The sequence below is a fragment of the Spongiibacter sp. genome (genome assembly GCF_984394615.1).
This window is the reverse complement of the sequence record NZ_CFHTQA010000021.1, coordinates 48,194-59,544: the sequence shown is the minus strand read 5'-3', so window position 1 is coordinate 59,544 and position 11,351 is coordinate 48,194. Positions and strand designations below refer to the sequence as shown.

Sequence of the window (11,351 nt, the reverse complement as noted above, 5' to 3'; positions counted from 1 at the left end):
AGTATGTACTGGAAAACTTATAAACCCGTGGCCAGTTTTACTTGACCACTACAAGTAACAAACACCTCCTCCAATATGGGTCTGCTACTGTCGACCTTATCCTTGTCTATCTTCTCTTCATTCTGACTCCATACAGGGGCTGCATGGGAAATCACCGATAAGAAAATTCCTAATATCCTATAGGGCACCTTAATCATTATTATTCCTCCGAATCCATCCGTTGCTTCGTGTTTTATTAGGTCATGGGTTATGCCTTATCCGGCAAATGATTTCTCTATTCTGGATAGTTCTTTTTCACTCAATTTCGCTATGTGGGGAGCCAAACAACTAATCAGGTAATCCAATCGGTAAACAAAGGAAGACAGCTCCCGCTTATAGGTCTTGTTGCGACGCAACGGCCTGAAAAGCGGCTCAAAATCTTCCTTGGGCAATGCAGATATTGCCTCCAAGTCAGATGTGATTGGAATGTCATTCCCAGCAGAGCGATTGTGTTCAGCACTGTGTGCAACAACACTAATTAACGTGTTATACGCAATAGCCATGTGCTCCATTTGCTCGTCATCACTACAACAGTTGTCGAGAATTTGGGAAAGACACGCCATCTGAAGGCGCCAGGCCGGAGTTCCGGGCGGTGCATGGCAGAACTTGGGGAAAACAATCTGGGTCTGCCGCACAGCCAACAAATGCTCAATAAGCTGAGCACGTATAGGTTCCGTGCGTGTTCTATCCGGCATAGGAATCCTGTCCATCAGAACATCCAGAGCAGCTTTCTCCACTTCACCAATATGTTCAACATAGTTGTAGAGCGTCGAATGGTTAATTCCCAGTTCACGTGCAAGTGAACGCATACTTAATGCTGCGAATCCCTCCTTTTCCATAACGTCAAGAGCCGCTACAACAATCTGCTCCCGACTGACTTTCTTTGGCCTTCCGACAATCTGAACGGAAGGGCGTCTTAGGTTTTCAGGCATAAACAACGCAGTCCCTACAAAAATAACCACATGGTCATTTACATAATAACCACTCGTTTGTTAATGTCCAGTGATAATTTTCAAATAAGGAGAAGGCAACTACAGAAAGCCTAGCTATTCACTAGGAACCCCGCTATTGCTATGAAGCGGGAATATGAGAATGTCTGAACCGAACTGAGAAGCAGGTTTTCACAAGCACTACCTAGGAGTAAAAACTAGGAGTAAAAACCACCCGTCAAACCAGACAAGGGACGCTGGAGGAAACACCAGCAAACGGAATTCCAGCTATAACAATAAGGATGAATCATGCTCGAATCTTTAATTTCTGCGGGGCTGCCAATTACCCTCATCATCGTTATGATTGGAGTCGGCTTGGGACTTACCCCTCAAGACTTCTATCGTGTCGTACATACTCCCAAAGGGTTTTTGGTAGGCATTACCGGCCAGCTTGTACTTCTACCGCTCATCGCCCTGCTACTTATAGAACTCCTGGGGTTAACTGGCGGCGTTGCAATCGGGCTTTTTATGATTGCACTCTGCCCCGGGGGCGCAACATCCAACCTTTTTAGCATGCTGGCAAAAGCGGATGTCGGCCTATCCGTTTCGCTAACTGCAGTTATCGGCTTCATCACCCCATTCTCAATTCCCCTGCTCGCCAACTGGGCCATCAACCACTATGGTGAAAATGCGCAAGACATCAGCCTGCCGCTGCTGAAAACATTCTTTCAACTGATAGTAGTCAGTGTTATTCCGGTCATTGCAGGAATGCTACTCAGGGCAAAATGGCCCTCTTGGGCCCAGCGCTCCGAACTGTGGGTAAATCGCGCTTCCTCCGTTGTACTCGCCTTGCTCATCCTTGCAATCTGCCTACAGCTAGGTAATCAGCTTCTATCCTCAGCAGCCCGAGCAGGCGTAGCAGCTGTGCTCCTCAATGTAATAACCATGTCACTTGGCTACAAACTGGGAAAATTCCTGTTAGACGGTGAGGCACAGGCACGCACCATAGCGCTGGAAGTTGGCTTGCAGAATGGAACAATGGCACTAATGCTGACGACCGGAGTGCTGAAGAGCGCGGAAATGTCGATGGCCCCAATTATTTACAGCTTGGTTATGTTCGCGAGTGCCTCGATGTTCACAATATTGGTAACGCGCAAAGCCAGTCTTCAATCACTGAAAACCAACACTTGAGTTAACGATGTATCGAAAGACAGCAACGGCTGCACGGCCTGCGCCGATTCGTCGGTGATGGCTTACGAGCTGGGAAGCTGTGAGTCGTTTGGGAAAGGCGGGAACTAGGATTGAAATCTACCCGGCCGAACGGGCATAAAAAAACGGGGCCGAAGCCCCGTTTTTGTTCTCGGCGGTGTGTAAATCAGCGCTCAAGGATGGCGGTAACGCCCTGACCACCTGCCGCGCAGATGGAGATGAGGCCGCGACCGCTGCCTTTTTCTTCCAGCATTTTAGCGAGGGTTGCAACAATGCGTCCGCCAGTCGCCGCAAACGGGTGGCCCGCTGCAAGTGAGCTGCCGTTGACGTTGAGTTTGCTGCGGTCGATGCTGCCCAGCGGACGATCCAGGCCCAGGCGGTCACGACAGAAATCTTCGTCTTCCCACACTTTCAAGGTCGCCAGTACCTGCGCGGCAAATGCTTCGTGAATTTCGTAGAAATCGAAATCCTGCAGTGTCAGTCCTGCACGAGCCAGCATACGGGGCACCGCGTAGGCGGGCGCCAGCAGCAGACCTTCTTTGTCTGCTGCTGGCTGACCGACGAAATCAACTGCAGCGGTTTCCACAAAGCTCAGGTAAGCGCGAATGGGCAGGCCACGTTCCTTGGCCCACTCTTCGCTTGCCAGCAGTACCGCCGAGGCGCCGTCGGTCAAAGTCGAGGAGTTGCCCGCTGTCAGCGTACCCTGCCCACTGCTCTTGTCGAACGCAGGGCTAAGCGTTGCCAGTTTTTCGAGGGTTGTTTCCGGACGCAAAATATTGTCGCGGTTCACGCCGTTAAAGGGGCTGACCAGATCGCTGAAGAAATCGCGATCATAGGCCGCCGCCAGATTTTTGTGGCTTTGGTATGCCAGTTCATCCTGTTGGTCGCGGGGAATCTGCCAGATCTTTGCAGTAACTTCCGTGTGCTCGCCCATCGACATGCCCGTGCGAGGCTCGGAGTTCACAGGAATCTGAACGCCAACATCTTTCGGACGCAACTGCATAAAGGGCTTGATGCGCTCACCCAGGCTGCGGGCCTTGTTCACTTGCAGCAGAATTTTGCGCAGGCCTTCACTCACGCCAATGGGGGCGTCAGAGGTTGTGTCAACACCACCGGCAATAGCCGCGTCAATCTGGCCCAGCGCGATCTTGTTGGCCACCAGATTGATCGCCTGCAAGCCGGTGCCACAGGCTTGCTGGATGTCGAAACAAGGTGTGCTCGGGTCCAGCGAGGTGCCCAGTACGGTCTCGCGGGTCAGGTTGAAATCGCGGCTGTGCTTCATTACAGCGCCCGCCACTACTTCGCCCAGACGCTGGCCCTGAAGCTGGTAGCGCTGCACCAGCCCTTCAATGGCAGCGGTCAGCATGTCCTGATTGGAGACACCGAAGTAGGCGGTATTGGAACGGCAGAACGGAATGCGGTTGCCGCCAATGATGGCGACACGCTTGACTGACTGGGACATGAAATTTCCTCGGCTGATGTCTGATGGGGGCGCAGTGTAGCAAGGCGCAGCGGCGCGGCATTGGCTGAGCCGACAGAGCTAAGGGGGCAAGTCTGTCAATTCACCTGCGGCTGGCTGCGCGTAGAATTGCCTCCGACTTAACGCAGGCGCCCATTTTGCGCCCTTGCCGGAATTCATCGGCCTACAGCCTTGCTGGCCTAGCCTTATTGGCCTACTACGGAGAGTTTTCATGACAGACCGCATCGAAGCCTTTATTCAATCACGTGCCGGAAAGAAAGTCCTCGGCGCACTGGGTGTTAACGCTCCCGTTGAACTGAAGCGCTATTCGCCGCAGCAAAACAGCTTTTTCTCGGGCCGTCTGCTGCTGGGAGCCGCCAACGGTGCCGAGCTGCTCAACGCCGCCGCCGAGGTCATTCAGGCCAGCGACGCTCAAGTACTGGCTGAACCCGCTGCCCTGGAGCAGTGCCCGGCACTGAACAACGCCGCCGATGAAGGCCGCTACGCGGCGCTGGTATTTGACGCCAGCGGTTTGAAAGACGGTTTGGAGCTGGTGCAGGCCTATCGCTTCTTCCACGACAATATCCGCCAGCTGACAAACGGCGGCCGCATTGTTCTCCTCGGCCGCCCGCACCTGCAGTGCGCCACCGCAGAACAGGCCGCAGCCCAGCGCGCGCTGGAAGGCCTCACCCGGTCACTGGCTAAAGAACTGGGCAGCCGCGGCAGCACCGCGCAGCTGATTACTGTTGCGAACGGCGCGGAGCAAAACCTCGGCGCAGCGCTACGCTTCTTTCTGTCACCCAAGTCGGCCTATATCAGCGGCCAGGTACTGCGCGTCAGTGCCGCCGAGCAAGTCGGCGAAGCCGACTGGCACAAACCGCTGGCCGGTAAAACGGCTATCGTCACCGGTGCCTCGCGGGGGATTGGTGAAGCCATTGCCGAAACACTGGCGCGCGATGGCGCGACCGTTATCGGCGTTGACGTCGGTGCAATGGAAGTGGATTTGGCACGGGTAATGAGCCGCCTCAACGGTCAGCCACTCGTCGCCGATATTACTGCGGCAGACGCCGGTGAAAAAATTGCCGCAGCGGCCAAAGCCGCTGGTGGTGTTGACCTGATCGTACACAACGCCGGTGTTACCCGCGATAAAATGCTTGCCAATATGAGCGAGCAACAGTGGCAAATGACGCTGGATATCAACCTGGCTTCAGCGCAACGCATTACCGCGAAGCTGCTGGAAGATGGCCTGATCCGCGACGGCGGCAGCATCATCGGCGTGTCGTCGATGAACGGTATTGCCGGTCAGCGCGGCCAGACCAACTACTCGGCCTCCAAAGCCGGAGTTATCGGCTATGTGGATTTCATGCAGCACGATGAAAAACTGCGCGCCCGCAACATCACCGTGAATGCCGTGGCTCCCGGCTTTATTGAAACCGCCATGACGGCAGCTATCCCGCTGCTCACCCGCATGTTCGGCCGTCGTCTGAACTCCCTGTCTCAGGGTGGTCTGCCGGTCGATGTCGCCGAAGCTATTGCCTTCTTTGGCAACCCGCTGTCGCGCGGTGTTAACGGCAATACGCTGCGTGTGTGTGGACAAAGCTGGTTCGGCGCCTGATCGGGCGCCGCCTTCCCACGGCATCACTTCACGCGGCGCTATTCGTTTTATCAGAGATCGTTTCGTTGCAGATGGTTTCTGGCAGATCGAGAAAAGCGAAGAGGTGAATGTCAGTGGGATTAACGAGCCGGGTTAGTCGTTTGTACCCGGCTCGTTGCGCTGCTGCTTCTGTTGGCGATACTCGATGGGCGTCAGCCCCGTCCAGCGTTTAAAGGCGCGATAGAAGGTACTGGGTTCAGAAAAACCCGTCAGGTACACCACATCCGCAATACTTTCATCAGTCCGGGACAGCAGTCGTTTCGCCAACACACAGCGATAGTCTGCCAGCACCTGGTTAAAACTGGTGCCCGCTTCAGTCAGCCGCGAACGCAACACCCGCTCATTCATTCCCAGCCGCTCGGCAACACTTTCAAGACTGGGCTGGCCCAGCTCCAGCACCTCGGCAATCACCTGTTTCACTTCACCCACCACATCCTGACGGGACAGGCGCTCCAGCTGTTTGCTGGCCATTTTTTCGTGCAGCTTCAGTAAATCCGGCTCGGCGTGACTGGAAGGCGTGGAAAGAATCTGGCTGTCGAATACCAGACTCTGCTCAGCGGCGCCAAAATGCACCGGGCAGTTAAAGTGGCGCAGGTATTCGTCAATATCACCCTGCGCCTCGTGACTGAGGTTAATCTCTTTGGCTTCGAAAGCACCATCGGTAACGGCGTCGAAATAGCGCTGCAGAAAACGCATAAAACATTCGTCGCGATGGCGCAATTCCACTTCGCCATCGCCGCAAAAGTTGAGCACTACCCGCGCTTCGTCACCCTCGACATTCAGCTTGAACTGCATGGCATCAGTCACCAGCCGCTGATAGTTCTGTGCCCGACGCAGACCGTCGCCGAAGTTCTGGCTGCTCAAAAACAGGTATTCCAGCACCTGACCTCGATACACCGGCACCACGTTCGCCAGATGCAGCCCGATATTCTTGTCGCCGCTAACCTCTTCCAACACCCGCCAGAACTGCACCTGCGCGGCGTGGGGAAAACGCGCGGTGCGGTCGCGCAGCAGCTGTGTGGAGATTTTGCACTCGCTAACTATCCGCTCCACATCCAGCCCCAACTCCTGCAGGGCCGGGTAGGCCAGCTGGATTAAAAAACTGGAATCGCTGAGTTCTGAAAACCGTTTTTCGTTGGAATCGCTCATTACACTCGCTGTCTATGGCTTGCGCGTTGTTCCCGGCAATTGGCCGCAGCGCACTATTAACAGTGACACCGCAGCAAATCCCCTGTGCCAAGGCATTGATTATACTGTGCCGCCGGACAAAAGATGGAGATAGAGTAGCATGAGCGCCGCTCAGGAAGTACAAATCAAACGCCTTCCCGCCATGGCACCACTGCTGTTGCGCGCCGCCCTGCCCCGCCGCCGCCAGGCCAGGGACTTTCCGGAGGTTCGAATCAGCCTGCCGTCGCTGCGTTGCAGCCCGCGCCAGATACGCCGTTACGCCCGCGCCTGCGGCTTTTCAGAAGACCGGGACACCCTGCCACCAAGCTATCTGCACACCTTGGCATTTCGCCTGCAAATGCAGTTGATGCTGCGCAAGGATTTTCCCGTGGCGCCAATGGGTTCGGTACACCTGAGCAATACCATCATCCAGCATCGCGGTATTCGTCTCGACGAAACTCTGAGGCTTGATTGCGAACTGGCTGGCCATGAAGACACCGATCGCGGGATTGAATTTGCCTTTCGCTGCCGTGCTTATGCCAACAATGAATGTGTATGGGAAGACTACAGCCTTTACCTGTCACGCCGAGCCAGTAAAGGCGGAAAGAAAACGCCGAAGAAGCATGCTCAGCCACGCAGCTATACACAGCAGCAGCCCTTAGCGATAGCAGCAATGACGGCCCGCCGCTACGCGCTCGCCTCGGGAGACTTTAACCCCATTCACCTGCACAACCTCAGCGCCAAACTGCTGGGTTTCCGCAAAATGGTCGTTCACGGCATGTGGAGCAAGGCCGCCTGTATTGCCAAGCTGGCTGACCATGAAAGCCGTGAACAACTGCACTGTGAAGTGGAATTCAAAACCCCGGTTTTTCTGCCCGCCGACACCCTGCTGTGTTACGACAATGACGGCGATACCACGGTGTTTGAACTACGCGACGCGCGTAGCGGCCGCCCTCACCTGCTCGGCCGCCTGAGCTGACGATCAAGCCTTGAGCAGCTCCGGCGCGAGCTGCTCAACCATCTCCCGAATCCCGTCTCGCCAGTCCTTCTGCGTCGGACCGATCAGGCTGTGCATTTTCTCGGTGTCGATCTGCAGACTGCCGAAGGCGCTGGCATTCTCTTTGAAGCGAGGCTGAAAACCACTTAGCTCGGCCAGATAAGCGCACCACTCTTCAATACTGACGGCCTGAGAGCCGCCAAAATTTACGGTGCAGACGTCAGTATCTGCCGCGGCCAGGAGGTAGGGCAATTTGTCGAGGTAATCGCTGCTGTGCAACAGATTGTAGACATTCGGCCCCTCGGGATGAATGTCGATTTCCATGCCTTCTTTCATCATCAACAGATGGAAGAAGGGCCAGCCGCCATTATTCCCATAGGGCACACTGAGGCGCGCAATGGTCGTGGGAATCGCATGTTGACGGGCAACGAATCGACACACGGACTCCGCGGCGATTTTCGACAGACTGTAGGTAGGGAACATGGAACGGTGATTGTCACCCAGCGGCGCATCTTCCCGGCGCGGCTCATGGCCGGCATATTCATAGACGGCCGTGGACGAAAAATGCAGCACAGCCTTTGCCGACCGGCAGTGACTCATGAGGTTGCCGATCCCTTCGGCATTGGCACGCAGGTCGTAGTCGAAGTTGCCGCTTTTCACCACTGCAAGATTGATCACGTAATCCACGTCGGCGGGACAGTCACGTAGACTCTGATGATCGGCGAGATCGCCACGTACGGTGTGCACCCCTTGCTTTTCCAGTTGCTGGCGCTGGCTTTCATCGGAGAAACGCGCCACCGCGGTCAATTCACAAATCGGCGCCAGGGCCTGAACAATGGGTTGCGCCACCTGGCCACCGGGGCCGGCAATCAGCACACGGCTACCGGAGAGATCTACAGGAGTTAATGACATCACAGCCTCGTTATCAGTATTTAGAGGCGAGTGTAGCGCGAGGGGATGAGGCCGCCACCCTCCAAACGGGTGGCGGTTGCTCGGTTAGCAGATGACGTTAGAGGTAGCTTTCGAGACGCTTCAGCCAGTCCTGAAGCTTTTTCATGTTCTCGGGGCCCAACCGCCACATCCACTTGCTGAGCGGATCGGCATTCTCCAGTACTGGGTCTGCGTATTCATAAAAGACTTTGGGTCTGCGCAGCTCGGTATCCACCGGAATCGGTTCCACAATCAGCAGGTGCTCAATGGTCGCTCTCAGCTGGTTGTCGAAGGACTGTGGGTTGCCCAGTTCGTTGTAGCTGGATTCCAGAAACGGCGACCACTTTTTGTAGTAAATCGCCACTTTTTTCGGATTCAGCGCGGTTACCGCACTCACCAGAGGATCCCAGCGACGATAGTTGCCCGGATCATTGGCAATACCCTTTTCGGTTTTGATCACCAGAAACGGCTCTTTGGGATACTGCACCGGCAGGTTTTTATTGGGCAGGCGGAACCCCGCCATCTGATCGATCATCGCTACCCACTTGCGCACCTGATGCTGGGGTACCAGCCAGTCCGCCACCGTCGGGGACAATTCCCCTGCAGCTTCGCGAACCTGCTGATCACTGCCGTCAATCTGTTTGGGAGGCGCAGGTGCCTTGTCCGCTTCTTCCTGGTAGTCCTCTTCGGACTCAACCGCCAGGGTTTCTTTCACTTGCCCGACCTTGGGCGACATCGAAGGCTCGAGGTCCTGCTCACTGACCGGCTCGTTGTAATCGCTGTTGGCCGAGCGATCAACGACAAACCAGACGAAGCCGGCGACAACCAGCAGCACAACAATCGCGGAAATAACTTTCCAGTTCATTGGGTATCCCTGTTTTGTATTTTACTCATCGTAGCGCCGCGCGGAGGTATAACACAGCAACTGCGGGGCATGACGTTGCCCGACATGGTAGCCCCGCTGGCGAGCCCCGGCAACAGGCCGACACGGCTACGCAGCAATTTACAATTTCAGGAGGATAATTAGGAGGCTAAAAAGCGGCGCCCGATAGAACACCGGGCGCTGAGAGACACCGTCACCGAGACGTTCAGATGTCGAAATCGTCGAGCATATCCAGCTCTTCCATCAGGCGTTTGCGCTCCAGCCGCTCTTCGATACGACGGCGAATACTGTTATCGCGGCCACCCATATTCGGGTTGTCGTCATAACTCGCACTGCTGTCGTCAAAGAAGTCGTCGTCCAGATCTTCGACGCTTTCCGATACTGCCATATCTCTTGCCATATCCTGCTCACTCCAGCACGGTCAAATACGGAAGCAACCAGCGGCGTTAGCGCGGTTGTTCAGGGCACTATTTATGCCCAGAACGACCCGCTGTCAATGAAAATTTATACCTATTTTTGCGATCTGTGCGTTCGCCTCCAGCCCTCATGAGCTGGGGCTTACAGACGATTCAAGCCATTCAGGGCTGCCGTGCGGTACGCCTCGGCCATCGTCGGGTAGTTGAAGGTGGTATTCAGGAAGTAGCGCAGGCTATTTCCGCCGTCCTTTTGCTTCATGATCGCCTGGCCGATATGGATGATTTCGGCGGCCTCGGCGCCAAAGCAGTGAATACCCAAAATCTCCAGCGTGTCGGCGTGAAACAGCAGCTTGAGCATTCCCACCGTCTCGCCGCTGATCTGCCCGCGGGCGGTATCCTTGAAGAAGGCACGCCCCACCTCGTAAGGCACTTTCTGTTCAGTCAGCTCGCGCTCGTTCAGCCCCACGGAACTGATCTCCGGCAAGGTGTAGATGCCTGTCGGCACGTCGTCGACGAAACGGCAGTGCTCTTTACCCCTTGCCGATGCCGATGCGGCGCGCCCCTGGTCGTAGGCGGCGCTGGCCAGTGCCGGCCAGCCAATGACGTCACCAGCGGCGTAAATAGATGCCACGCTGGTCTGGTAGTGTTCGTCCACCTGAAGCTGGCCCCGGTGATCCGGCTCTACGCCAATGGAGTCCAGACCCAGTTGGTCGGTATTGCCACTGCGGCCGTTACACCACAGCAGCGCATCGGCATGCAGCCGCTTGCCACTTTCCAGTTTGACCACCACCTCGCGGTCGTTGGCCTCCACCTCGCTGTACACCTCACGGTGACGAATCATCACCCCTAGGTAGCGCAGGTGATAACTGAGGGCATCGGAAATTTCATCGTCGAGGAATTCCAACAGTCGGTCGCGGGTATTGACCAGCTCTACCTTGGCACCAATGCCCGAAAAAATTGACGCGTACTCGCAGCCAATCACCCCCGCACCATAAATAATGATCTTACGTGGGGTATTGGTCATTTTGAGAATGCTGTCGCTGTCATAAACCCGCGGATGGGAAAAGTCGATATTGGCCGGACGGTAAGGGCGCGAACCGGTGGCGATAATAATTCGCCCGGCCGTAAAACGTTCCTCGCGCCCATCGCTGCAGGTCACCGTCAATGTGTGCGCGTCGGCGAAACGGGCATGGCCGCGAATAATGCGGATATTGTTGCGATTGTAAAAGCGGCTGCGCATCGCCACCTGACGGGCAATAACCTCGTTCGCGTGGCTGAGCAGACGGGGATACGTCAGTGTTCGAGGGTCGCCAATATCGCGAAAAATCGGCGTGCGATTAAAACGGATGGCCTGACGCACCATATGCCTCAAGGCCTTGGAAGGAATCGTCCCTTGATGGGTACAGGCCCCGCCGACCTGGTCTTGCTCTTCGACGACGGCGACACTCTGGCCGTGCTTCACGGCATTGAGCGCCGCGCTCTCCCCCGCCGGACCACTGCCAATTACCAGCACGTCAAAATCGAAATCGGCCACGCCAATCCTCCTTATAGAGCCCAAGGACACAGGAGCGAGGGGAAACACTCCGCCAAAGCAGTATACTACCCGCCCATCGCCAACAGGGGCATTCGACCTTGGTCGGCACAGAGTTTTTTTGCCCATTACCGGCT

Annotated in this window: 10 protein-coding genes; 3 read left to right on the top strand and 7 right to left on the bottom strand. The window is 55.8% G+C overall.

Going from position 1 to position 11,351, the window contains the following annotated elements; all coding sequences use genetic code 11:
- Nucleotides 1-254: 254 nt before the first annotated feature.
- A complete protein-coding gene (locus tag AC5DB9_RS09720; protein WP_272991292.1) occupies nucleotides 255-971 on the bottom strand; it encodes a TetR/AcrR family transcriptional regulator in 717 nt (238 codons plus the stop codon).
- A 306-nt stretch (nucleotides 972-1,277) separates the two neighbouring features.
- On the opposite strand from AC5DB9_RS09720, the gene AC5DB9_RS09715 reads away from it, so the two are divergent.
- A complete protein-coding gene (locus tag AC5DB9_RS09715; protein WP_272991293.1) occupies nucleotides 1,278-2,159 on the top strand; it encodes a bile acid:sodium symporter family protein in 882 nt (293 codons plus the stop codon).
- A 184-nt stretch (nucleotides 2,160-2,343) separates the two neighbouring features.
- Here AC5DB9_RS09715 and AC5DB9_RS09710 read toward each other — a convergent pair whose 3' ends face one another.
- On the bottom strand, nucleotides 2,344-3,639 hold the full coding sequence (locus AC5DB9_RS09710; protein WP_272991294.1) for an acetyl-CoA C-acetyltransferase: 1,296 nt from the start codon (nucleotides 3,637-3,639) through the stop codon (nucleotides 2,344-2,346).
- A gap of 229 nt (nucleotides 3,640-3,868) precedes the next feature.
- Between AC5DB9_RS09710 and AC5DB9_RS09705 the strand changes: the two genes are divergently transcribed.
- Complete coding sequence (locus AC5DB9_RS09705) at nucleotides 3,869-5,251, top strand: 3-oxoacyl-ACP reductase (RefSeq protein ID WP_272991295.1); 1,383 nt, start codon at nucleotides 3,869-3,871, stop codon at nucleotides 5,249-5,251.
- A 132-nt stretch (nucleotides 5,252-5,383) separates the two neighbouring features.
- Here the strand turns inward: AC5DB9_RS09705 and AC5DB9_RS09700 are convergent, their stop codons facing one another.
- On the bottom strand, nucleotides 5,384-6,439 hold the full coding sequence (locus AC5DB9_RS09700) for an AraC family transcriptional regulator (protein ID WP_272991296.1): 1,056 nt from the start codon (nucleotides 6,437-6,439) through the stop codon (nucleotides 5,384-5,386).
- A gap of 139 nt (nucleotides 6,440-6,578) precedes the next feature.
- Between AC5DB9_RS09700 and AC5DB9_RS09695 the strand changes: the two genes are divergently transcribed.
- Entirely contained in the window at nucleotides 6,579-7,436 is an 858-nt protein-coding gene (locus tag AC5DB9_RS09695; protein WP_272991298.1) for a MaoC family dehydratase, read from the top strand.
- A gap of 3 nt (nucleotides 7,437-7,439) precedes the next feature.
- Here AC5DB9_RS09695 and AC5DB9_RS09690 read toward each other — a convergent pair whose 3' ends face one another.
- The 4 genes from AC5DB9_RS09690 to sthA form a co-directional block, all read right to left on the bottom strand.
- The gene (locus tag AC5DB9_RS09690) at nucleotides 7,440-8,366 is read right to left on the bottom strand and encodes an NAD-dependent epimerase/dehydratase family protein (RefSeq protein ID WP_272991299.1); all 927 of its coding nucleotides are present in this window, start codon (nucleotides 8,364-8,366) and stop codon (nucleotides 7,440-7,442) included.
- Nucleotides 8,367-8,463: 97 nt separating this feature from the next.
- A complete protein-coding gene (locus AC5DB9_RS09685; RefSeq protein ID WP_022957746.1) occupies nucleotides 8,464-9,249 on the bottom strand; it encodes a DUF3014 domain-containing protein in 786 nt (261 codons plus the stop codon).
- 223 nt (nucleotides 9,250-9,472) lie between these two features.
- Nucleotides 9,473-9,667, bottom strand: a complete 195-nt coding sequence (locus AC5DB9_RS09680; RefSeq protein ID WP_157581106.1) for a PA3496 family putative envelope integrity protein — start codon at nucleotides 9,665-9,667, stop codon at nucleotides 9,473-9,475.
- A 158-nt stretch (nucleotides 9,668-9,825) separates the two neighbouring features.
- Entirely contained in the window at nucleotides 9,826-11,217 is a 1,392-nt protein-coding gene (gene sthA / locus AC5DB9_RS09675) for a Si-specific NAD(P)(+) transhydrogenase (protein WP_272991300.1), read from the bottom strand.
- Nucleotides 11,218-11,351 lie beyond the last annotated feature (134 nt).

Bases quoted from the DNA above. Each gene is read 5' to 3' on its own strand.
- AC5DB9_RS09720 (WP_272991292.1), bottom strand. From the start codon at position 971: ATGCCTGAAAACCTAAGACGCCCTTCCGTTCAGATTGTCGGAAGGCCA.
- AC5DB9_RS09715 (WP_272991293.1), top strand. From the start codon at position 1,278: ATGCTCGAATCTTTAATTTCTGCGGGGCTGCCAATTACCCTCATCATC.
- AC5DB9_RS09710 (WP_272991294.1), bottom strand. From the start codon at position 3,639: ATGTCCCAGTCAGTCAAGCGTGTCGCCATCATTGGCGGCAACCGCATT.
- AC5DB9_RS09705 (WP_272991295.1), top strand. From the start codon at position 3,869: ATGACAGACCGCATCGAAGCCTTTATTCAATCACGTGCCGGAAAGAAA.
- AC5DB9_RS09700 (WP_272991296.1), bottom strand. From the start codon at position 6,439: ATGAGCGATTCCAACGAAAAACGGTTTTCAGAACTCAGCGATTCCAGT.
- AC5DB9_RS09695 (WP_272991298.1), top strand. From the start codon at position 6,579: ATGAGCGCCGCTCAGGAAGTACAAATCAAACGCCTTCCCGCCATGGCA.
- AC5DB9_RS09690 (WP_272991299.1), bottom strand. From the start codon at position 8,366: ATGTCATTAACTCCTGTAGATCTCTCCGGTAGCCGTGTGCTGATTGCC.
- AC5DB9_RS09685 (WP_022957746.1), bottom strand. From the start codon at position 9,249: ATGAACTGGAAAGTTATTTCCGCGATTGTTGTGCTGCTGGTTGTCGCC.
- AC5DB9_RS09680 (WP_157581106.1), bottom strand. From the start codon at position 9,667: ATGGCAAGAGATATGGCAGTATCGGAAAGCGTCGAAGATCTGGACGAC.